Genomic DNA, 24,686 nt, shown 5'->3' on the forward strand with positions numbered 1-24,686 from the left:
TATCACGTATGAATGGACGTATTAATTGAAAATTCGCGAATCGTTGATGGAACCGGCGCTCCGTGGTTTCGTGGATGGGTCACGATGGAAGACGGGACGATAACCCAGGTCGGTCGGCAGTCACAGACGGCCCCGGATGCGACCGAAACTGTCGACGCCGACGGCTCGGTTCTCTGTCCGGGATTTATCGACACCCACTCGCACTCAGACCTCGAGGTGTTCGCCGACCCGGTGCTGGAACCGAAGGTCCGACAGGGTATTACGACCGAAATAGTCGGCCAGGACGGGTTCTCTGCTGGCCCGCTCTCCCGTGACAAGACGGGGGAGTGGGAAGACCACTTGAGCGGTATGAACGGGCGACTGGACGACGACTGGGAGTGGGGGTGCCTGGGAGCGTACCTGGACGCTATCGAGGCGAACAGCTGCGGCCCGAACGTCGCGACGCTTGTCGGTCATGGCACGGTCCGGTACGAGACGCTGGGCATGACAGACCGGGAACCGACCCCGGCCGAACTCGAGGAGATGGCAGCCCTCGTCGCCGGTGCGCTCGAAGACGGGGCGATCGGGTTTTCCACAGGGTTGGTGTATCCACCACAGGTACACGCGACCACTGGCGAGGTCCGACGGCTCGCCCGAGAGCTGGCTGCGTTCGACCGCCCGTTCGTCGCTCACATACGGAACGAATCCGTGGATATCTGGGAGGCCCTCGAGGAGTTCATCCGGATAGGGTCCAGGGAATCGATTCCGCTCCACCTGTCGCACTTCAAGCTCGCTTTCGCACCACAGCACGGCAAAGCTCGGCGAGCGATCGGCGTGCTCAAGTCGGCCCGCGAGCGAGGCGTCGATATCACCGCCGATCAGTACCCGTACACGGCGGGGTCGACGAAGCTCGGAGAGGTGCTTCCCGCCTGGGTGCACGCGGACGGACCGGAGGGGGTAATCGAATCGCTCCAGACGGAGGCAGACCGTGCGAGAATCCGAGCCCATCTCGAGGCGCGCCTCGATGACTGGGACCGCGTCGTCGTGACGAGCGTCGCGAGTACGCGGAACCAGGCCGCCATCGGCGAGACCATAGCCGCCATCGCACGCGAGCGCGGGACCACACCCGAGACGGCGATCATGGACCTCCTCGTCGAGGAACGGCTCGAAGTCGGAAAGATAACCTACATGTTACACGAGGACGACGTTCGGTCCATTCTGCAGTACGGCGGCGCGTGTATCGCCACTGACGGACTGCTCGGTGGGAACCCGCATCCACGGACGTACGGCACCTATCCACGAGTCCTCGGCCACTACGTCAGAGACGAAAATCTGCTCCCGCTGGAAGCTGCCGTCCAGATGATGACTGCGCTCCCGGCCCGAGCGATGGGGATGCAGACTAAAGGGCTCGTTCGGCCCGGGATGGACGCCGACCTCCTGGTGTTCGATCCGGTGGCGGTCCGTTCGAACGCGACGTTCGAACAGCCCCGACAGTATCCCGATGGCATCGAACACGTACTGGTGAACGGCTCGTTCGTAGTCCGTGAGGAGGCCATCACCGGTTCGCTCCCGGGTTCGGTTATCCGCGCGTGAGTCTCTCGGTGTGGCTCCGCCCATCGAACCGGGGTACTGGCACTCACGAGTCACCAGTGTCGCCAGAGTGGCCCGGTGAGGTGCTAGCCGGCAATTCGACCGACCCGGTACGGCGGTCGGAGTTGGATTAGCGGATAGAGTGTCAACTAGAATATAGCCGGCAAAGAAATGTGTGCAAACTCAGGTTTGCTGGCCAGAATCTGTACAAATATAGTGAACTAAGAGTAGGAGCAATACATTAACACACCTAGTACACGCTGGAGGCATATATATTAAAGTTATATAGTAGTCCACCTCGTTCGGGATGTTGTGAAACGCAGAGAGCTACTCGGTACTAGCGCAGCGGCATTGATCGGCGGAATAGCGGGTTGCGGTGGAGGCGGATCCGGAGCGAACTCCCTGAACATCGCAGACATCGAAGAGTGGCCGCCGGCGGAGTACGAAAACGAGATCAACGTCTGGAACTGGTACACGGGATGGCGGGACGTCATCACCGAGCGGTTCATGGAGGAGTACCCCGGGGTAGAGAACGCGAACCTCGACTCTTACAACAATCCCGGGCAGTTCTACGCGCAGATCCAGAGCAGTCACTCGATCGACTCCATCGGGTCCACGGGGGAGTACACCCAGCGGATGATGGCGAACGACCTCGCGGAACCGCTCCCGATAGACATGATGCCCAACTACGAAAACGTGGCAGACCAGTACAAGGAGGTGACCGAGAGTACGTACGCGGACGAGGGCGGTGTGTACGGGCTGCCAAACGTTATCGTCGCGATGCCGGTCATCGCCTACCGTGACGACTACTTCGACAGCCCACCGAGCTCGTTCGATGTCTTCTGGGACGAAGACCTCGCCGGCAACATCCTCATGTGGGACCGGGATTACATCCTGATGCAGACCGCCGCGCTGTACACCGGCCAGGATCCGCACAACCCGTCCGACTGGGACGAACTGCGAGAGGTGCTCATCCAACAGAAGGACCTGAACGAGGCCTACTACCAGAACCACGACACGGCCCAACAGCTGCTCGCGAGCGAGAACGCAGTCGTCGGTGCGACGCCGACGAACTCCGCCCTGCAGGGTCACGATACGCACGACTCCGCGATACGATACACCGTTCCTGAGGAAGGGACGCTGTTCTCGATCGACCAGCAGGTCGTTCCGAAAGGGGCACCGAACCCGGTGGCGGGCGCGATGTTCACCGACTTCTCCATGTCGCGAGAGAGTGTCGAGATACTGTGGAACGAGTCTTACGCGATCTCCTCGCACGCGGACGCGTTCGATATAATCGCGGATATCGAGGACGATCCGGAGCTCGCGGAACTGGCCCGATACGACGACGACTGGGAGTTGTCCGAACGGCGGCCGCTGTCGGAAGAAGTCCGACAGCGGACCAGTGACCTGTACACCGAAGTGATGGGTGCATAAGGAATCCATTGAACGCCTGTCTATCCAAGCCAAAATGTCAAGCGAACTAGAAGACTCGGTAAACAACCGGACGAATCGAACGAATCGAAAGACGACGTTAGAGGTGGACTCCCTAGTCAAGATCTATCAGGGAAAAGAGACAGTTCACGCTGTCGAAGGGGTGAACTTCGAGATCAGAGAAGGGGAGTTCGTCTCTATTATCGGTCCAAGTGGCTCGGGGAAGTCGACGATCCTGCGGATGATAGCCGGGTTCGAAGAGCCGACCGAGGGACAGGTTGTGCTTGACCGGATAGACATCACGAAGCGGCCGCCGTTCGACCGGGATACGAACATGATGTTTCAGGACCTGGCACTGTTCCCGAACTACACTGTCAGCGAGAACATCGAGTACGGCCCCAAACAGGACGGTGTGTCGAAAAAAGAGAGACAGGAGATGGCAGCGGAGATGCTCGACGTCGTCCAGCTCGAGGGTTACGGCGACCGCGCCATCGACGAACTGAGTGGCGGCGAACAACAGCGCGTCGCACTCGCGCGCTGTATGGTCAACAGACCGAGCGTGGTCCTCTTCGACGAGCCTCTCGCTTCACTCGACCGCCAGCTCCGCCGGCAGATGACGACCGAGCTGAGCGACATCCAGAATCGCACGGGCTCGACCTTTCTCTATGTCACCCACAATCAGGAGGTCGCCCTGTCGGCGTCCGATCGGGTCATCGTGTTGAACGACGGGCAGATAGAACAGATCGGAACGCCCGACGAGCTGTACCACAGTCCGGAGACGGAGTTCGTCGCGAACTTCGTCGGTGACATGAACATGTTCAGCAGCGACGTCCGGGAAGGTAGCGCCCCCGACAACCCGGCTGAGATTCCCAGTGAGACGATCACGATGCCCCCGGGGACGGGGATAAGCGACGGAGCGACGTCGATGAAAGTCGGAATCCGTCCCCACGACACCGAACTGGTGACCGATAGAGAAGACGTGTCAGACTTCTACTTAGAGGGCACTGTGAGAGGAGTGATGTTCGCGGGCGAGGAGAAAATCGCCACGGTCGACACCGAACTGGGTGAATTCACCGCCGAAACGAACCTAGATACGGACAAAGGAGACACAGTGTTCCTGTCCTTCGGGCGCGAAGATGTCCACTTGTTCCCGACGGAGGTGAACAATGAGCACTAAGACCACCTGGTCACCGGAGTGGGTGGACGACGGGATAGAGAACGCGCTCGCGTTCTTGCGTGCTAACAAGCGGCTACAGCTGCCGCTGTTCATCGGCCCCATAATCCTGTTTACGTTCTTCGGGCTGATCGTCCCCGTGGCGTACATGGTCGCGATATCCTTCATGAGTGGGCTACCACCGGGTGCGGAGTTCACCCTCGAGAATTACCAGCGCTTCCTGGCGACCGATGTCTACCTGAACATCGGCATAGACACCATCGTGCTCACGGTGCAGACTACCTCACTGGTTGTCGTGCTGGGGTACCTGCTGGCGTACGGGATAGCGATGTTCGCAAAACGGCAGAAGCTGCTGCTGTTGCTCGTGATTCTCCCGTTCTGGACGAACTACCTGGTGCGCAACTTCGCGCTCATCGCCATCTTCCAGAACGGCGGGCCCTTCGACCAGTTGGTCGACAACGTGCTCTTTTTCGTCGATAGCGCCTCTATCGGTGGCGATATCCTGTTTACGAGAACGAGTGTGCTGATGGGGCTCGTCTACAGCTTCCTGCCCGTTGCAGTCTTGCCCATGTATGCGTCCATCTCGCGGATGGACAAGTCGCTGATCAGCGCGTCGAAAGACCTCGGCGCGGGGCCAATCAAGACATTTGTCTACGTCACGCTACCACAGACGAAAGACGGGATATTCGTGGGGACGCTGCTGGCGGCCGTCCCGACGTTCGGAGCGTTCGTCACTCCGGCGATGCTCGGCGGGCCGAACGACACCATGATCGGACGGCTCATCGAGCTCCAGTACATGCAGGTGTACGACGTTCCGTTCGGCTCGGCGCTTGGAACGGTGTTGAGCCTCTTCGTGATCGTCGTTCTGGGTATCAGCTTCATGAACAACGGCGTCCCGATAATCGACAATGAGTAAGGCAAAACTCGACAAGAAAGGATACGTCCACGGGCTACAGAGTCACGGCGGAAAAGTCATCAAGCTGCTTGCCACCGTGCTCCTGGTGATGATGTGGCTACCGATGGTGACGCTGGTTATCCTGTCGGTCTCTGCCGACGGGCTACTCGCGTTTCCACCGCAGAATCTGACGCTCGAGTGGTACGTCGACGTGTTGACAGACCCACAAGGCCAGAAGGCGATATACAATACCCTGAAGATCGGACTGGTCGCCACCCCGATATCGATTTCGGTCGCGACCTTGGCGGTAATCGGCATCGACCGCTACGAGTTCCGGGGCAAGCCCTGGGTGTTGTTACTCGCTATCGCGAAGCTACTGGTCCCGGGAATCGTCGGCGCTATCGCCGTCTTTCAGGCCGCGGAGACCGTCGGAATCAGCGGATACTGGCTCGTCGTGTTCGTACACATCATCGCGACGCTCCCGTTCTCGACGCTCGTGATGCTCGAGACGTTCTCGAATTTCGATGAGAGCCTCGAAGCGGCCGCTATGGACCTGGGCGCGAACGAACTGACGACGTTCCGGAGCGTGACGGTTCCGAACATGCTCACCGGGATCATCGCGACGTCGCTACTGACGTTTACGTTCTCGTTCAACGAGTTCATCTTCACGTATTTCGTCAGGGACAGCGGGAGCGTCACGCTGCCGGTGTACCTGTGGAACAACATCGTCTACGGACTGGACCCGTCGTTAAACGCGATAAGCGTCATCTTCCTCGGAGTGGCGACGAGTTTCCTGTTGCTCGCCGTGACCATTTCCGGCGTCAGGAAAGTCGCTATCTAGCGCCGTCCCGTCTCAGATGCTTTCGACCGGGCGAGTGGGCGGTCGGTGCGTTCTCTCACGGAAACTGTCCCTGTAATGTCACACAAATAATACCAGCACGAGAACCCTTTTCGTGTCCCTCGGTGAACAGCCACCTGATATGTCGACGACTGTGTTCGCTCCGCGAGACGTGCTCGAGCTAGTTATATCACCCCGGTCGGTCACGCTGTCCGCCGCCGGATGGCACCACACCGAAGTCCGACGCCGGTCGCCAGAGCGTCGCCCCCGTGCTGATAGCGGGAGTCCGCCTCGATGAGAAAGCCGTCGGTAGACGAGGTCGCAGCACTCGCGGATGAGCTCTCGATTACGCTCAACGACGAGGAGGCGGACGCGTACACGCAGGTCGTCCGTGAGACACTCGACGTGTTCTCCGAGGTGGAGAGCCGCCCGACCCCACGACACCCGCCTCGGGAGTACTCGTACCGTGGCCGGACTCCCGGCTATCAACCGACAGCGTCGGAGGACCCACACAACGCCTGGATAACCCGGTGTCGAGTCGAGGGAGCCGAGACCGGGCCGCTGACTGGAATGACTGTCGGTCTCAAGGACAACGTGAGCCTCGCCGGTATCGAACTGACGAACGGCTCGCGGGTGATGGAGGGGTACGTGCCCGCCTGCGACGCGACGATAGTCACTCGACTGCTCGAAGCGGGTGCGACTATCACCGGAAAGACGAACCTCTGGAGCTTCTCGTCCGGCGCTCCGGAGTTCGGTCACGTGAGGAACCCCCGAAACCCCGAGTACAGTGTCGGCCACTCGTCCTCGGGGAGCACGGCGGCTGTTGCAGCGGGCGAGGTCGACATCGGCATCGGAAGCGACCAGGGCGGTTCGGTCCGTATGCCGGCCTCGTTCGCGGGCGTCGTCGGACTGAAACCGACGTACGGGCTGATTCCCTACACCGGTATCTTCGGTGCCGATCCATCACTCGACCACGTCGGTCCGCTGACGAGAAGCGTCGAAGAGGCGGCACTGGTGACCGAGGTGCTCGCCGGTCGCGACGGCTTAGACCCCCGCCAACCCCGTGACCTGTCCGTCCGGAACTACGTCGAGGCGCTGCAGTCGGAGGTCTCGGAGCTGACAGTCGCCGTCCTCTCGGAGGGGTTCGACGCGGGCGGCGGCGAATCTGACGTCACCGCGGCTGTCGCCGATGCCGTCGAAACGCTCGCGGACTGTGGGGTCGAGATACAGGAGGTGTCCGTCCCGATGCACGACCGGGCCGGCGAGCTCTCGGTCGTCGTTGCGCTCTACGGGATGGGACAGTTGTTCAGACAGCACGGTCTCTCTCCGGGGTTCGACGGATGGTACGACACCGGAGCCATCGACTACGTGAGCCGAGCACTCGCCGCTCGAAGCAGTGACCTGCCGGCGACGGTGACCCACGCGATACTCGTATCGGAGTTCCTGCGACGGAACTACGGCGGGTCGCTGTACGCGAAGGCGAAGAATCTCACCCTACAGCTGCGAGCGGCCTACGACGACGCGCTCGCGGACGCGGATGCACTGGTCATGCCCACCGTCCCCATGAAGCCCCCTGCGTTCGGGTCGAGTATGGACCTCGAAAAGATGCGGCGGACCGGCCCGGGCTTTGCGGAGACGGTGAACACGGAGCCGTTCAACCTCTCGCACCATCCCGCGCTGTCGGTTCCGTGCGCAACAGTGGACGACGTGCCGGTCGGAGCGATGTTCGTGGCGAGCCACTTCGACGAGCCGACACTCTTTGCGCTCGGTGCCGCCCTCGAGCGACAGACAGAACAGTAGCGCCGCTCTCACCGGTAATCGAGCCGGAAGCTAGTCGGACGTGTCCCGGAACTGCTCGTCTATCGTTCGACTGTGTGAGAGCAGCCCCTCGTCCCGTCCGAACCGCCCGATACAGGCGATGCCGTACGGAAGCCCGGCGTCCGTCGACCCGACCGGAAGCGTCACAGTCGGGACCCCTGCGTGTGTCCACGGGAGGTTCATCACCGGGTCGCCGTCGTCGTCGAGTCCTTCCGGTGCGACACTCGGTGCCGGCGGCGCGACGATAACATCGAGGTCCGCTGAAGCAAATGCCGACTCGACGCTGGCGCGTGTCCGTTTCATGCTGCGCTTTGCCCGCCCGAGCGTCTCGACGGAAACGTCGTCGCCGCGTGCGACGAGTTCGGCCATCTCCGCCGAATAGCGCGCGGGATATCGCGTGTACCACTCGGCGTGGACACCCGCCGCCTCGGCGGCGAGTAACGCGTCGTGAAGGGTGTTTATCTCCTGGATATCGTCGAAAAAACGCATCCGCTCGACCTCGAACCCCGCCGATTCGAGCGAGGAGACCTGTGCTCTGAACCGTCGTATCGCCGCCTGTGAAGCTTGGTCGAGATAGGGGCCGGTCGGGACGCCGATCGTCGGGAGCGAGCCGGGTCGCCGTCGGGTTGTCCAGTTCGTACACAGCAGGGAGGCGACCCGACGAACGCCCTCGAGGTCCTGTGTAAAGAGGCCCACGGTGTCCGCGGTCGGCGCCAGGGAAATCAGCCCCTCGGTCGGGAGCCGGCCGGTGGTCGGGCGAAACCCGACGACACCGCAGAACGCCGCTGGTCTGATGACCGAGCCAGTGGTTTCCGAGCCGAGAGCCAGGGGACACATCCCCGCCGCGACGGCCGCCGCGGAACCGCTGCTTGACCCCCCCGGCGTGTGGTCGACCGCGTGCGGGTTCCGGGTCTCGCCCGTCGGCAGGTGCGTAAATTCCGTCGTCACCGTTTTCCCCACGACGACCGCCCCAAGGTCACGTAATGCACGTACCACCGCCGATTCGGGTCCATCGAGCAGCTCAGTGGGGAGCGACGAGCCCGCTTTTGTCGGAAAGCCGTCGGCGCGAAAGACGTCTTTCAGAGCGACCGGAACGCCGTACAGCGGCGGTCGAAACTGCCTATCGCGCCGTTCGTTTTCGAGCCGAGCCAGCTGAGCCGAGATCCGCGTTTCGGCCACCGATTCGGCGACGAATGCGTGTATCTCGTCGTCCAGAGTCTCGATTCGGTCACACACCGATTCGTGATAGGTTCTAAGCGGAGTCTCGCCGAATCGCAATTCCGGCACAATTTCCCGGAGTCTCGACTCGTATGTGTTCATAAACTCCCTTATTGCTGTCTGTTATTAGTTGTTTCTGGCGCGTTACTGCACGCGCTGTCAACTCTACAGGGAACGGTCTGCCGGTGATTTCCGGACAGTCCGTCGCGGGTCACCGCTTTCATATCGACTGTTGGCCCCCACCGTCCGCGCAGTTCTCCGCACCAGTCAGCAGGGGACCCGGGCTGCGCCGAAACTTCGAGACGGCAGCCGGCTGCCCCTCTGCGAGCTTTTCTCACTGGGCGTATATTTGCCTCAAAATAAAATAAGTATACGATTGCCCGCTAATCGTTCAAACGTTGAGCTAATGTACGACAATATCCTGAGTTTTGCAAAGCTGTTGCAAGTTCAGTTGCGGAGTTCTCGCCACCTCGGTGTTCGGGGTGCTGTCGATTCATGAACGCCCAGCTGGTAGTCACGGACGGAACACTGGTCACGCCGGACAGGAAGGTTGCGGGCGACCTCCTCGTCGATGACGGCCGAATCACCGGAATCGTCTCGCCCGGGACGGTCGTCGACGCCGACACGACGGTCGATGCATCCGGTAAGCTGGTTCTACCCGGCGTGGTCGACCCGCACGTCCACGTGAACGGGCCGAACACGATTGACGGCTACGAGGCCGGAAGCCGGGCCGCAGCGCTGGGTGGCGTGACGAGCTTCATCACCTTTGCGTGGCAAGGGTGGGACAGCCCCGACTCGCAGTTCTCCAGTGACGGGACCCTCCACGAGGCTGTCGAGCGCCAGTACGACGCGGCCAGTTCGTCGCTCGTCGATTTCAGCGTCCACGCGACCCTCACGAGAGACGACCCGGCGGCGCTCGAAGAGATATCCGATCTCGTCGACGGCGGAATCGTCTCGTTCAAAATCTTCACGACCTACGATTTCGGCCTCCGAAACGGGTTCATAGAACGGGTGTTCGAGGAGCTCGCGGAGACGGGTGGGGTCGCCGTCCTCCACACCGAAGACGACGACGTCTGCAGTATGAGGGAATCGGTACTGCGTGCGGAAGGGCGCGGTGAACCGGCGTCGTATCCCGACTCGCGGCCCGACCACGCGGAGGCGATGGCGGCGGACGACGCGGTACGGATGGCCCAGAAGGCGGGCAACAAGTACTACGGCATACACACCTCCTGTCGAGCGGTCGCCGATATCATCGAGGCGGCACAGACGGACAAGTCCCAGATACGCGGTGAGACGTGTGTCCACTACACGACGCTCGACAGATCTGCGTACGAAACCCAGGGGCTGCTCCCCATGATCGCCCCGCCGCTCAGGACGGGCGACGATGTCGACGCGATGTTCGAGCACCTGACGCGTGGAACGCTGGACGTCGTCTCCACCGACCACGTGGCGTTCACCGAGGCGAGCAAGCAGACGGACAACTGGTGGGAGTCGGAGTACGGCGCCAACAGCGTACAACACAGCCTCCCCGTCTTCCACGACGAGGCCGTCAACAAGCGTGGCATGTCGTATCCGAAGCTGGTCCGACTGATGTGTACGAACCCGGCCCGGATATTCGGACTGACCGACAAAGGGACGCTCGAACCCGGAACGGATGCCGACTTCGTCCTGTTCGACCCCGATGGGACACAGACTATCGACGCGACCGAGAACGAGTCGGAAGCGGACTACTCGATCTACGAGGGCCGAGAGGTCACCGGCAGCGTTACCGCTACCTATCTCCGCGGGGAGTGCATTGCCGCCGACGGCGAAATACTCGGGGAACCCGGTTACGGCGAGTCGGTCGAGCGGGAGGCACCGAACTGGAACGAGTAGCTACCCGCCAGGGCGGACGAGCGGTCACTGGTGGCCGCTGGCACCGAGCTATCGACACTACGAGTGGCCCGGTCGCCCGTACCTGAATCTGAATCAGCTGGATTCGGTTTGTAGAGCAGATTAGTCAGTTTTTAAAATTTGTTTCGGATTTTGTGACCCAAATCTGCCGTGAGCGGCGTCCGTCAGATCGGTAGTCAGGTCGCGTGGTCAGTCGATGCACTCGACAGCGATGATTGTTCACGGCCCGACAGACAGGCCGACCGCCGAGAACCCCAGCCCGCTCGATCTAGCACGCTGCAGGCCAAAGTATCCACGTGGCTCTGTGGTGTTTGGGTAGACGAGGCGATACGAACCGCCGATGTAGTCGGCTTCGACACTGAGGTAGTACGTGCCTGACTCTCTGGCTTCGTGGCTGATCTGTCGGTACTCGGGGTCGACCGCGTCAAGATGCGACCCGTCGGCGTCGGTCAGTGTCACTTCCAGATTGCTCTCGCCAGACGGCACGACCCTGGGATCGACCAACTCGCCCTCGCTGACGTTGAACGCGAAATAGTCCGGGTCGCTGTCAGAGACAGTGAGATTATCGTAGCTATCCCCACGAGAGACGGTCGTCGCTCTGCTTCGTCGGTCATCTCCTTCCAGACGGTCACCGGTCGTGTTCCCGTAGACGAACTCGTAGGAACCCGACCCCGCGGTCTCGACCCGCAGGTAGAAAGTACCGTTCTGCTCGACATCGTAGGTTAGCTGGTCGTGGTCGAGGTCGGCCCTGGCGACGGTCTGCCCACCGGGTCCGACCAGTTCCGCGGACGGACTGTCGATACCGTCGCCGAACGTGAACCGTGGGTCTATCAATTCGCCCTCGCTAACGTTGAACGCGAAGTAATCTGGGTCGTTCCGCTCGATAGTGAGATTGTCGTAGCTGTCCCCCGGCGAGACGACCGTGGCCCTCGTCTCTCTGTCGTCGGGCTCCAGCTGGTCACCGGTCACGTTGCCGTAGACTATGTCGTACGATGCTGATTCGTCAGTGTCGGCAGTCACGCGGATATAGTAGGTCCCCGCGGTAGCAACCTCGTAATCGAGCTCTTCATCCGCGAGGTCCACACTAGTCAGGACTGCGCCGCCCTGCCCGAGCAGCTTCGCCCGCGGCGTGTCGACACTGTCACCGAACGAGAACCGCGGGTCGATACGTGCGGTCCTCGAATCGGCCCCGTAGCCGCCGAACTGGTACTGCGGACCGGACCAGCCACCTGAGATATACGTGTCAGCCAGTGATGGCTGCCAGCCGTTGAGATCTCGCTTGCTAACGTTGACTTTGAAATAATCGGGGTCGCCGTCGCTGACGGTGAGGTTCTCGTAGCTGTCACCCGGCGAGACGGACGTTGCTCTCGTCGTTCTGTCGTCGGGTTCGAGCCGGTCGCCGGTCGAATTCCCGTACACCAGGTCGTAGGACGCTAACTCGTCGGTGTCGGCAGTCACTCGGAGATAGTACGTCCCGTCTCGCCGGACCTCGTAGCTAAGCTGTTCACGCGCCGGGGCCACGGTGGTGACGGCCCTGCCGGTGGGGCCGATCAGCTCCAGTCTCGCGCCGGTCGCGTCGTCGCCGAACGATAGTCGCGGGTCGAGCAGTTCACCGGCGCTGGCGGTGAACGCGAAGTAGTCCGGGTCCCCGTCGCTGACAGAGAGATTCTCGTAGCTGTCACCGAGGGAGACGGGTGTGGCTCTCGCAGTTTGGTCGTCGGGTTCGAGCCTGTCACCCGTCGTATCTCCGTACTGGACAGTGTAGTTCGACTGGTCGCTGTTGTCGACCCGCAGACGGAGATGATAGGTACCGGTCTGCTCGGCCTCGTAGTAGAGCTCACCGTAGTCGAGGTTCGTACTGGTCACGGAGGACCCGTTCGGACCGAGCAGTTCCACCCGCGGGTCGGACGCGTCGCCATCGAACGAGAACGATGGGTCTATGACTCCGTTCTCGTCGACAGTGACCGCGAAGGAGTCCGGGTCCCCGTCGCTGATTGTCAGGTTCGCGTAGCTGTCGCCAAGCGAGAGGTTCGTTGCGCGACTGGGCCAGTCGTCCGGTTCGAGCCGGTCGCCTGTCGAATTCCCGTAGACGAGGTCGTACGCGACCGGTTCGTCGGCGTCGATCGAGAGCCCCACGTAGTATGTTCCGGCACTGTTGACCTCGTATGCGAGCTGTTCGTAGTCGAGGTCCGCGCTGGTCATGGACGATCCGTCCGGCCCGAGCAGTTGCGCTTGCGGATTGTCTGCATACCTGTCGAACGAGAACGACGGGTCTATCACTCCGTTCTCATCGACAGTGACCGCGAAGTAGTCCGGGTCCCCGTCGCTGACAGTGAGATTGTCGTACCTGTCCCCGAGTGAGACGTTCGTCGCACGGGTCCGCCAGTCGTCGGGTTCGAGTCTGTCTCCGGTCGAGTTGCCGTATACCAGGTCGTACGCGACCGGGTCGTCCGCGGCGACCGAGAGCTTCACGTAGTACGTACCGTTCTGTTCGACCTCGTATTCGAGCCGTTCGTAGTTGAGGTCCACACTGGTCACAGACGACCCGTCCGAGCGAACCAGCTCTGCCGACGGATAGTCGGCCCCGTCAAGACGTATCTCGGGATCTATCAGCTCGCCCTCTGTCGCGTTGAAGGCGAAGTAGTCCGGGTCCCCGTCGCTGACGGTGAGGTTCTGGTAGCTGTCCCCGACGGAGACGTTCGTGGCGCGACTGGGCCAATCGTCCGGTTCGAGCCGGTCGCCGGACGAACTCCCGTACTCGAAGTCGTAAGAAACCAGCTCGTCGTCCTCGACCGAGAGTTCTAGATAGTACGTCCCGGCTTGGTCGACCTCGTATTCGAGCTGGTCATCGTCGAGGTTCGCGCTGGTCTCAGACGGTCCCTCCGGACCGAGCAGTTCCACCCGCGGGTCGGAAGCGTCATCGTCGAACGAGAACGAAGGGTCTATGACTTCGTTCTCCTCGACAGTGACAGCGAAGTAGTCCGGGTCCCCGTCGCTGATGGTGAGATTCTGGTAGCTGTCCCCGAAGGAGACGTTCGTCGCACGGGTCCGCCAGTCGTCGGGTTCGAGTCTGTCTCCGGTCGAGTTGCCGTATACCAGGTCGTACGCGACCGGGTCGTCCGCGGCGACCGAGAGCTTCACGTAATAAGTGCCACCCTGTTCGACCTCGTAGCTGAGCGACCGGTAGTCGAGGTTCCTACTGGTCACGGACGAGCCGTCGGAGCGGACCAGCTCTGCCGACGGGTGGTCAGCCCCGTCGAAGCGTATCTCTGGATCTATCAGCTCGCCATCGCTCGCGTTGAACGCGAAGTAGTCGGGGTCCCCGTCGCTGATAGTGAGGTTCTGGTAGCTGTCCCCGATGGAGACGTTCGTCGCCCGAGTGCGCCAGTCGTCCGGTTCGAGGCGGTCGCCGGAGGCATTTCCGTACTGGAGATCATAGAAGCCTGGCTCTTGGTTTTCGACCGAGAGCTTCACGTAGTACGTGCCGCCATGTTCGACCTCGTATTCGAGCTGGTCGTAGTTGAGGTCCACACTGGTCACAGACGACCCGTCCGGGCGAACCAGCTCTGCCGACGGGTAGTCGGCGCCGTCGAAGCGTATCTCTGGATCTATCAGCTCGCCCCCGGTCGCGTTGAACGCGAAGTAGTCCGGATCCCCGTCGCTGATGGTGAGATTCTGGTAGCTGTCCCCGAGGGAGACGTTCGTGGCTCGGGTCCGCCAGTCGTCCGGTTCGAGGCGGTCGCCCGTCGAGTTACCGTAAAGCAAGTCATAGGTAGTCGTCCCCGCACCGTAGGTCCACAGCCGGAGGTAGTACGTGGTGTTCTGTTCGGCTTCGTAGCTGAGCTGCTCGTAGTCGAGATTCGCACTCGAGACAGACGAGCCGTCCCCGGTCGTCAGTTCGGCGCGGAGGCCATCGTCGGCCTCGATCTCGGGGTCTATCAGCTCGCCCTTGCTGACATCGAAGGCGAAGTAGTCTGAGTCCCAGTCGCTGACGGTGAGGTTCTCGTAGCTATCTCCAAGCGATACGGGCGTAGCTCTCGTCCTGTGGTCGTTGGGTTCAAGACGATCACCGGTGGCGTTCCCGTAGCGCAGGTCGTAGGAACTCGTCTCGTCCACGTTTAATTGCGAGATCTGCAGGTAGTAGGTGCCGTTTTGCGGAGCCTGGTAGCTGAGCTGCTCGTGGTTGGGACTTGCACTGGCCACCGGCGTACCGTCCTCGGTCAGCAGTTCGGCGCGTATATCTGTGGCGCTCTGATGGGGCGTGATTTCGGGATCGATCAGGTCGCCCTTCTCGACATCGAAGGCGAAGTAGTCGTCGTCCGCCCACCCGACAGTGAGGTTCTCGTAGCTATCGCCGAACGAGACGGTCGTGGCACGGCTCCCCCGGTCGTCGGGTTCGAGTCGGTCGCCAGTCGTGTTCCCGTACTGGAAGTCGTAGAGGGCCCCGTTACCGTCACCGCTGGCGACTCGTAGGTAGTACGACCCGGACCGACTAACCTCGTAGTCGATGGTTTCGACATCGGTATCGGACTCCGACGTTTCGACGACCGTTCCGTTGGAGCTCGTCAAGGTCGCATTGACATCAGCCATGTCGTGGTCGAAGGAGATCCGCGGGTCGATCAGGTCGCCCTCGCTTACGTTAAACACGAAGTAGTCCTGCTCCATCCGGCCGAGGACGAGCCCGGCGTAGCTGTCGGTGACGGCGACATCGGTGGCGTTCCGACGCCGGTCGTTGGGTTCGAGCGGGTCGGACACCGGCTCGCTCACGTTCACCTGTAAATCGTACTCGGTAGACATGTACCTATCCGAGTTGACGACGGCGATACGATGGGTTCCGGACCTGTTCGTAAGTGCTCGGATCTGTTCGGTGCCTCCATACGTGGTCGTTTGCGCCATTTCCGTGCCGTTTGGCCCGTACAATAGTATCTGTCCCTCACTGGCGTAGTTGTCGAACGAGACGTTCAGGCTGAGTATGGTGCTATCGCTGGCAGTCACCGCGAAGCGATCGGTGTCTCCCTCGGTGAGAGTCAGATTCCGGCGGCGGGCGTCAGCCGGTACTCGCGTCGCGTTTCCGGGGTTATCGTTGGGCTCCAGTCGGTCCCGACCCGGGCTGGTCCGCGTCTCGATATCGTAGTTGGCACCGGGTCCGTCGGCTGCGGACACGCGAACGTAGTACGTCCCGGCGGATACAGTCTCATGAGTGAGCTGTTCCTGCTGTCCTGCCGAGGACGCGGAGGCGACGACGGCACCGTTCGGTGCTATCAGTTCCGGGTCCAGGTCCGTCCCACGCTGTGCTGTCGTGATGCTCGCCTCGAACGTCGCGGCCGCACGCAACTCGATCGCGAAATAGTCCTCGTCATCCCCTCCGACCGAGAGATGATTGTACTCGTCGTCCGGTTGCATCGGTGTTGCCGTTGCGGTCCCGTCGTTCGATTCGAACCTGTCGACTGGTTCGACGACGTCGGCAGAGAGGTTGTAGTGGTGCCACCGGTCGCTGGCAGTGAACACGCGAACGTAGTAGGTACCCGACTGCTGTGCTTCGTGCTCAACGTGTTCGTCAGTTGCGGCCGAATCCGCGCGGGTCAGGACAGTGCCGTTCGGAGCCAGCAACTCCATGTCGACATCGCCGGCGCGCTGGTCGAGGTCCGCGCTGGAGGTGATAACCTCGCTAGAATCGGCCTCGACAGCAAAGTAGTCCTCGTCATCGGGCCGAAGCGTCGTGCTCGTCACTTCCTCGCCGGCCTGCAACTGTGTCGCGGTCGATCGAGCGTCGTTGTCCTCGAACTCGTCGGGTTCGGTCACGTCAACGCTGACGTTGTAGCCGACCAGTTCTTCCAGGTCTGTCGCCATCCGGATGTAGTACGCGCCGGACTGATCAGCAGTGTGTCTGAGCCGGTCACGACCAGACAGGGCGGTGTGGACGACCGATCCGTCCGGTGCGATGAGATCAACATCGAGACCAGTCTCGCCATCGATTCTGGTCGTCACCTGCTCACCTTGGTCCAGAGTAATCTCGAAGTAGTCAGGGTTGTCGGCTGCTGTGACGTTCAGCCTCTCGTAGCTGTCACCCGCAGTGAGTTCGGTCGCACTGTCTCGGTTGTCGTCTGGTTCGAAGCGACCCTCGTGCTCGGTAATAGCTACGTCGAACTCGTATGGTATCGACGTGAACACACTGGAACTGACGTTGATATAGTAGGTTCCGGATCGTTGGACCTGGTGACTGATATGGTCATCGGAGCTGCCGGACTTCGTGGCGACCACCGTGCCGTTATCGTCAACCAGTTTGACGGTGAGGTTCTGTTGCTCGTATCTGGTGTTCGTCTGCGGAGCGATAGTGTCTCCGGCGTCGGCCTGAACCGCGTAGTAGTCGACATCTCTCCCGGGGAGCGTGAGCCCTTCATAATCGGAGCCAGGCTGGACTGCTGATGCACTGGCTCGCCTGTCGTTGGATTCGAACCCGTCCGGTGCTCGTTGTATGACGCTTGGGACGTCGACCATGTACTCCATACTGTACCCAACAGTTGCACCGTTGCTCCCATCGGGTGAGCCGTTCTCCAGACGCAGGTAGTAGGACCCAGTTTGGTCCGCCTCGTATCGGATTGAGCGCAACTCTCTGGGCGAGTCCCACCGTTTCAGCGTCGTGCCACTCGAATCGAGCAGCTGCGCATCCATGTCGGTATTGCTCTGTGACTGCGAGATGGACACGCTAATCGTCTCGCCCTCGAAAGCGTGGAGTTCGTAGTAATCCGCTTCATCGGGGTGGAGCTCCAGGCGCTCGTAGCTGCGGCTACTGGAGACGAGGGCCGTTGCAGTGCTGCGTTTGTCGTTCGGTTCCCCTCTGCCGTCGTTTTTGAAAGCGGCCCCGGTCGGATTCAGCGCGATGTCGTACTGTGTTTCTCCTGACGGCGGTCCATCAACTTTTATTTTGTATCGGCCCGTTTTGCCGACTTGGATCTGACGGTCGATCCGCTCTTCAGAGGTCGACAAAACCGTAAAACCGTCTGGGTCGACCAGCGACACTTCTTTTAGCTCCCCGTTGCGCGGTACGACCTCGGTCGAGAGGTTCCGGCCGGCCCGAAGCGGTATGACGTAGGTGTGAGTGGCTTGCGCCCCTATCGACCGACCTTCGATCTTGTCGCCGGTCAACGGGACCTCCGTTGCTTGGTTCCCACTATCGGCGTCCGCGGACCCATCGCCGTTGGAATCCGACCCTCGGATGTCGATATCGAGGTTGTACCGCTCCGGGACATCAGCCAGTGTGTAATCCTTATCTACACCGATGCGGTAGAGTCCCCCCTCGTCGGCGGTGTACGAAATCGTGTTGAAGCGTGTGCGTTTGTTCGTGCCTCCGGGGCCGTTTAGCGTGAGCGAAGCAGCAACATCGTCTTCGCCGTCTGGGGCATCGACGCTCGCTGTCAGGGTTTCCCCTGGTCGGACGTCGACCAGATAGTAGTCATAGGCATAGGTCCCGACAGACACGTCCTCCCAGTACCCCTGGGAAACGAGCCGCGCTTGATCTTCCTCATCGTTTGGCTCCAGCCGGTCGCTGGGAGACGACACCTCAGTGTGTAGCTCGTAGGGTAGCGGTGGATCGCGCGCGATTCCATCGATTTTGATGTAGTACGTCCCCGACATACCCGCTTCGTGGCTAAATTTCGCGGTACCGCCGCGGTTCTCGTCCCACTCGACGGATTTTCCGCTCGGATCGAGCAATCTCGCGCCCAAGGCTCCCTCGCCCCAAGTCTCGCGACGCACGGTGATCTCCTCCCCGGCACGCAGTTCGACTGCGAAGTAGTCCTCGTCGTCATCACTGAGGTTCAGCTGCTGGTAGGTCTCGCCGGGAACTATCTCTCTAGAATTTGATATTTTATCGTTGGGTTCGAAGGGCTCTGTGCCGGGGGGGACCGGATTACGCAGTCCGACCCGGAAATCGTACGACCCGGTTGCCCCCTGAGCCTGAACTCGCAGATAGTACGTCCCCGACCGTCTGGCCTTGTGGCGAATCCCCTCACCGCCGGAGGTCAACCTGCCGTGTTTGATTTTGGATTTATCGGGTCCAAACAGATCCAGCTCCAGATCTGAGTCCCCGGTGTCGAAGTCAATCTCGGACGTAATCGTCTCACTGTGGTTTACATCGATTGCGAAGTAATCCACGTCCTCGACACCGTTTTTATCTTCGATCGCGAGTCCCTGGTAGTTGTCGCCCGGCTCGACCGGTGTCGCATCCTCCGGTCTGTCGTTTATTTCGAGCGAATCGCCGGATGACATCTTCTCGAGACTGAGGTCGTATTTCGTGCTCGCATTATACACCCAAATGTAGTGTGTCTGGTCAAATGCGGCAGTGAACTCGATGTCTTTCGGACTGGTGGTCCCCTGGAAGCCTTTGTACAACGAGGGACCATCCACTATCAGCCTCGGATCGCCAGACACGTCGTCAAACGATGCCGTGACCGTGTATTCCACCCCTTTTTTTGCATTGAATGCGTAATAATCTTCGAATTCAGTGTTGTCGTTGCCGTCGTACAGCGTGAGTCCGTCGAAGTCGGCGCCGCTAGAGATCTCGGTCGCGTTCCTCCTTCGATCGTTCGGCTCGAATCTGTCTCCCGAGGAGGTCCCGTCCTCGTCTTCGGCGGCGTCGTACTTCATCTTCAGGTCGTAGTCAGCAGTACCACCGAACGGGGAGTAGACCTGAACATAGTATTCACCTGATTCCGGAACCTCGTACGTGAGCGAGTCGCTGTTACCGTCGGTCGTCGCCGACTCAACCGTCCCTCCCGACTCGTTGAGCAGGGTCATGTCGAGTTCCCCGTCACCGCCGGTAATCGACAGTTCCGGTTTGAGCGTCGCTCCGGACCGTGCGGTGACGCTGAAGTAGTCTACGTCATCGTCGATGGTCCCACTCACCTGGTCGCCGGGCGAGACTGCCGTCGCGTCGTACCGGTTGTCGGCGTGTCGGTCGCCGGAGCCACCGATATCTATAGAGAGGTTGTACGTCGATACGTCTGTCCCCACGTTGTCTACGTTGATGTAATAGGTGCCCCCACTTGGGGTCTCGTGGACGACTTTCTCGCCGTCGATCACCGGTTCCTCGCGACCGACAGGCCACCCATCCGAATCCTCCAGATCGAGCGACAGGGAAGTTTCGCTCGCATCGAACGAGATCTCTACTTCGATGTTCGTCGCCGACGAAACCTGCAGTTTGTACCAATCCTGGTCTTTGACTTCCAGATTCTCGTACGAGCCGGCGGCGATATCGCTCGCGTTCCCCCGAGCGTCGTTGTCCTCAAACTGGTCGCTGGCATCTTGCTCCTCACTGCCGTCGTCACTCGTCTCGTCGACCGAGAGGTCGTACGTTACGGCCGACTCGCTGTTCGTGGTCAGTTTAAGATAGTACGACCCGTCCTCGTCGGCTGTGTATGTGATCGTTTCTGAATCCCTGATCGAATCGACAGTGGTTATCGTCCCGCTAGGACCGATCAGTTCCGCGTCCAGGGCGGGATCAGTCGCGCTCTTCGATCGGGTGGAGTCAGATTGCTGGAGCGATGTCTTGGCGCTTGCGAGCGAGATCGTCGTCGATAGTTCCCCGCCACTGTCGTCCTCCAGCTCGTAGAAGTCCGTGTCTTCGTCCCGGATCTTGAGCCCCTGGACGTTCTCTCCCGGTTCCACGGCATCGGCGTCGTCCTTGTCGTCGTTTGGCTCGGCGATGTTGTCGATGTAAGGCCTGCCGGTAATCGAGTAGTAGGCCCGAACCCGACCGGAGCCGTACTTGTCGTCTCGCCCCTGGTCGCCCAGATCGAGTGCAGTGTCTGTCAGTTGGTCCCGAACGTCAGCATCGGAAAGGTCACGGTTCCCATCGGCGAGGTCACTGGCCATAATAAGGGCAGCCGTCCCCGCGACGTGAGGGGACGCCATCGACGTTCCCGACCCTGTCCGGTATATCGCGTTCCCGAACATATGCTCGTTTGGGACGGTCGAGCGGATGTTCACGCCCGGTGCAGCGATCTCGACGGCCGGTCCTTCGGCGCTTTTGCTCCACCTTTCGTCATCTCTGTCAGTCGCTGCGACGCCCATCACCTCACTGTAGCGGGCGGGATACATCACTTCCTTGGGGCTGGAGGACCCGCCGCCGCTATTGCCCACTGGAGCCACGAGTAGAGCGTGATTCGCGGCGTACTCGATGGCATCCTCCAGTTTTGGTAAGTCCTTCGAGCTGTTTATTCCCATCAGGATGATCTCGGGGTCGTCATCGGTGTTTAGGGTGTCGTCGGGGCCTCGGGCGGCCATTCGAATGCCGGTGTTGATCCAGTCCGCATCCGTCTGTAGCTTGTTCGTCTGGCGACTCTTGTTGAGGACCTGTACCGAGTACAGGTCGACGTTCGGAGCGACGCCGACGACACCCTTGCTGTTGTTTTCAGCGGCGACGATACCCGCCAGATGAGTCCCATGGTATTTGACATCGTCGGCCGCCTGGATACCCTCTCGAACGGTTCCGTTGGTGGTATCGACCCCCCATTCGAGATTGTTTACCAGGTCGGGATGGTCGGCGTCGATACCCGTATCGACGACCGCAACGTCGACCTCGGACTCGGCCGAGTCGGGAATATCGCTTGCAGCCTCCGTCGCGTTGATACGAGCCACGCCATCCGGAACCATCTGACCCCTCGCTTTGGACGCTACCGTTCCGGTTGCAGTTCCGTTCTCCCCGGATTTGGAGCGGTTTTCGTCCGCTTCCGACGAGGCCGGGTCGTCATTGGACTCTTGCTGCTGTGCACCGGTCTCAGCGCTTCGGTTCGCTGCAGTACCGTTGCTTCGTGACGAGTTCGTCTCATTGCCCGCACTTTCTTCAGACTCGTTCGGCGTCGCGGTGTCGTTCTGTGTCGACGGTTCAGTCGGCGTCGTGGTCGACTCGTTGCCAGCGCCAGCTACCGGCCCAGTGACCGATATCGCACCGACAATCGGCGCCGTAGTCAACATGACCGCGACGGCAAGCACTGCGATGAGTCGTCCCGGTACCGATTGTCCACTGTTCCACCCTGACGTAGACCGCTGCCGATGGGAGCCCCGCACAGATGTCACCTGATGGGACAATCTTCAAGTAGTTTGTACTTAATAATTTTCTAGATTTATATTATATATTGATAAATAAAGGCCTCCACAGTGGTATCAGTACCTGACGAGAGGTTCTACTGAATCACCCGACACCCCCAGATTCTGCGATGAGTGCGGACCTGCGGATATCTCGAGGGGCAGGGACACACAGTGATTCCTGGTGGTTCAATCTGAATCAGCCGAAATCAGAACGTTCAGAGATAATATTTTCTATATTATGTTTCTGTTGGACTTTTTGACTACCAGAGTCTCCACATCCAACAGCGAGAGATGCATACAGAGCATAAAATTGGATAAATCACATAGCGCTATATAGAATGTGCTGCGTCCCAGAGAGCACAGTTTCGGAGAATGATCCAGTTTCGGGTCTAATCTCTGTCGGTTCGGGAGCCATATCCCGACGAAGCGCTCGGTTACTGCCCATCTTGAACGAGATAATCGAATGCACATGGGATATTGCGCGGATTTTGTTGCTATTACAGAGCGTTGCCACTCCTAAGCGGCGAACCCGGTGGGGAATCGGTCGCTCAGTCAGGCGGAATCAATGCCGAAACGATCATCTCGACACATTCTCCCGCAGTCAAGACGGGGGCATAATCCATCTCGCCATCGACGCCCGCTTTCAGCAGAAAGTCCGTGAGCCGCCAGATATTGTACAGCAGCACCGCGAACACGACGTAAAACAAGCGGACGCGGTAATCCTTCGAGACGTCTTCGCGAGAAAATCACCCTTGATGGACTTGTACTCGTTCTCGATTTGCCACCGGCGACTGTAGCGCCGACAGAACGTCTCGGCCTCATCCGGTCCGACGCGGAGATTCGTCGCGAAGACAGTTGTTCCCTCACCGCTCGTCGACGGTACGTACAGGAATCGAAGTAGATGCGAACCCGACTCAACGTGGACAGATGCCGATTCGACGGCGACCTCCGGGTCGTCCTCGTCCATCTGCTTGATCACCTCACGTTCGGAACTCGTGATCCGCTTGGGAATGAGGTAGTTGACAGCGAGATTCGAGAGTGTCTGAAACACCCGCATCGAATCGAATTCGCGATCGCACAGCACCGTCTCGATGGGGACGTGTTCTTTCGCCCGCTGGACGAGGCGACGGACGACACGGTGGATCTGATTCGACGGGTTCTCGTCCCACGATGAACTCTCACGGACAGGCTCGACAGCCAAGACAAGCGGGATGTTCTGGCCAATGATCGAGAGGGTTGCAAACTTGAATGCTCTACCCTCGCCGTCTTTCGTGCCGCTGACCATCGGCATTTCTTCCACATCGACGTAGTACGGGACAGTCGTGATATCGATCGCCGCCGTGACTGGCCGCCGGAACGATGCCTCGGACTCAAGTATCGAGAGAAGCCGGTCCGTCGCCTCGTCAAATCCATCTACGAGTGCCGCAGGCTCAAACTGTTTGACTGCTCTCAGGTGAGTATCGCCGTGTGGTCCGTTTTCTGACCCACGTCGAAACTGGAACCGGGTCGCCCCTTGCGGGGTTCCACAGCCGACCATTCCCATGAACGTCTGGAGCTCGAAAAACTGCGTGTCCTCGTAGGAGGCATTTGCTGCACGGCCTGAATCGAAGCCCTCGAAGCCGTTGGCGCGGGCGAGGCGTATCGTCCGGTGTATCTGCTCGTCTGTGAAGTCCTTGCCACACTTGGTCTCGTCCGTCTCAGAGAACTCACCGGAATCTTTCCGTGGTGTGATAGTCTCTTCTTTGGGGCGGACTGCCGGGACAGATGGGCCATAGTCGTGGATCTCTTTGACGACGTAGTGGGCTGCGGTGGTGATGAACTCACGACTCGCATCGTCGAATCGCTTTCTCCAGGTACGCGAAAGAACCGATTCATCCGGGATGCGGTCGAGGCCGAATGCGTCCGCAAGTTCTGGCTACTGCCCGAGTGTTCGGTAGCTCTTGCCCGTGATCTCCCGATAGAGAAACAAGCGAACCATCCCGTGGAACGAATAGGGAGCTGGATGCCAGGCGGGATACCGATCGTCGAGTGTGTCAAATGGGCCGTCCAGTGATGCAACGGCACGAGTGAGCGACGACCCATCGCGGAGGTGTTCCCGAAGGGTGATGCCAACGCTATAGGCATCGGTGAGACGGCGCTGGCGACTCGTCATACAGTGGACTCACTTGATCACCCACTTGGGTGTATTTCTCCGCTGCCCATACCAGAAATGCACTTACAGGCTATCCATGATTGTGGTCAGTATAGACAAGATACTTGCTTCTTGAGAGGACATCGCGAACATGGATCGCCGCCCGTTCCTCCTTGGGACAACCGGTGTACTGGCCAGCTGTGCCGGTTGCTCGGCCCTCTCCTCTCAGCCAGTCATGCTCGGTCTCGTCGTGTTCAACCACACTGACAGCCTGTACACCGTTCAGTTCGACCTGCTTCGGACCGACGGGAAGTCGTCTCAATCGGAGGGGCCGGCTAATCCGAAAGCAAGAGTACACAGCGAACGGATAGACATCGAGCCACGGGAGGACGGTGTGAACAGGCCGTCAATGACACGACGGGAAGACGTTGCCGAGACAAGACAGTACGTTGTCCGATATGAAGTGTGGAAGAACAACAACTCTTCGACCGACGAAGGCCACGTCCACTTCTTCCCGACGGGTGACGGTGACGCAGACTACGTAGTGTTCGATATCTACTCTGAAGGGACGTTGGAACGAAGGTGAAGGCTTCGCAGGCACAGTGAGCAGACAATTCGGCCATCCCCCTCG

At 60.2% G+C, this 24,686-nt stretch carries 10 protein-coding genes and 1 pseudogene; 8 read left to right on the plus strand and 3 right to left on the minus strand.

Annotated features, from left to right (window positions below):
• Positions 1 to 84: 84 nt before the first annotated feature.
• From NDI56_RS17310 to NDI56_RS17335, 6 genes are all read left to right on the plus strand, one after another.
• Complete coding sequence (locus NDI56_RS17310; RefSeq protein WP_310920941.1) at positions 85 to 1,572, plus strand: N-acyl-D-amino-acid deacylase family protein; 1,488 nt, start codon at positions 85 to 87, stop codon at positions 1,570 to 1,572.
• Positions 1,573 to 1,881: 309 nt separating this feature from the next.
• Positions 1,882 to 3,003, plus strand: a complete 1,122-nt coding sequence (locus NDI56_RS17315; RefSeq protein ID WP_310920942.1) for an ABC transporter substrate-binding protein — start codon at positions 1,882 to 1,884, stop codon at positions 3,001 to 3,003.
• Between the two features lie 103 nt (positions 3,004 to 3,106).
• Positions 3,107 to 4,177 (plus strand): ABC transporter ATP-binding protein, encoded by a 1,071-nt coding sequence (locus tag NDI56_RS17320; protein WP_310920943.1) that lies wholly within the window; start codon positions 3,107 to 3,109, stop codon positions 4,175 to 4,177.
• The gene (locus NDI56_RS17325; RefSeq protein ID WP_310920944.1) at positions 4,167 to 5,090 is read left to right on the plus strand and encodes an ABC transporter permease; all 924 of its coding nucleotides are present in this window, start codon (positions 4,167 to 4,169) and stop codon (positions 5,088 to 5,090) included. Before NDI56_RS17320 ends, NDI56_RS17325 begins: the two co-directional genes overlap by 11 nt.
• Entirely contained in the window at positions 5,083 to 5,910 is an 828-nt protein-coding gene (locus tag NDI56_RS17330; RefSeq protein ID WP_310920945.1) for an ABC transporter permease, read from the plus strand. Before NDI56_RS17325 ends, NDI56_RS17330 begins: the two co-directional genes overlap by 8 nt.
• Positions 5,911 to 6,201: 291 nt before the next feature.
• Positions 6,202 to 7,707 (plus strand): amidase, encoded by a 1,506-nt coding sequence (locus NDI56_RS17335; RefSeq protein ID WP_310920946.1) that lies wholly within the window; start codon positions 6,202 to 6,204, stop codon positions 7,705 to 7,707.
• Positions 7,708 to 7,737: 30 nt separating this feature from the next.
• On the opposite strand, the gene NDI56_RS17340 is transcribed toward NDI56_RS17335, so the two are convergent.
• Positions 7,738 to 8,961 (minus strand): amidase, encoded by a 1,224-nt coding sequence (locus NDI56_RS17340; RefSeq protein WP_310920947.1) that lies wholly within the window; start codon positions 8,959 to 8,961, stop codon positions 7,738 to 7,740.
• 477 nt (positions 8,962 to 9,438) lie between these two features.
• Between NDI56_RS17340 and NDI56_RS17345 the strand changes: the two genes are divergently transcribed.
• On the plus strand, positions 9,439 to 10,818 hold the full coding sequence (locus tag NDI56_RS17345; RefSeq protein ID WP_310920948.1) for a dihydroorotase: 1,380 nt from the start codon (positions 9,439 to 9,441) through the stop codon (positions 10,816 to 10,818).
• 237 nt (positions 10,819 to 11,055) lie between these two features.
• On the opposite strand, the gene NDI56_RS17350 is transcribed toward NDI56_RS17345, so the two are convergent.
• On the minus strand, positions 11,056 to 21,489 hold the full coding sequence (locus NDI56_RS17350; RefSeq protein ID WP_310920949.1) for a pre-peptidase C-terminal domain-containing protein: 10,434 nt from the start codon (positions 21,487 to 21,489) through the stop codon (positions 11,056 to 11,058).
• Positions 21,490 to 22,472: 983 nt separating this feature from the next.
• A pseudogene (locus tag NDI56_RS21785) lies at positions 22,473 to 24,076 on the minus strand (transposase).
• Between the two features lie 130 nt (positions 24,077 to 24,206).
• Between NDI56_RS21785 and NDI56_RS17365 the strand changes: the two are divergent.
• Positions 24,207 to 24,641: a hypothetical protein gene (locus NDI56_RS17365; RefSeq protein WP_310920953.1), complete on the plus strand. Its 435-nt coding sequence runs from the start codon at positions 24,207 to 24,209 to the stop codon at positions 24,639 to 24,641.
• Positions 24,642 to 24,686: the final 45 nt, after the last annotated feature.

The sequence above is a fragment of the Halomicroarcula saliterrae genome, assembly GCF_031624395.1.
GTDB lineage: Archaea > Halobacteriota > Halobacteria > Halobacteriales > Haloarculaceae > Haloarcula > Haloarcula saliterrae.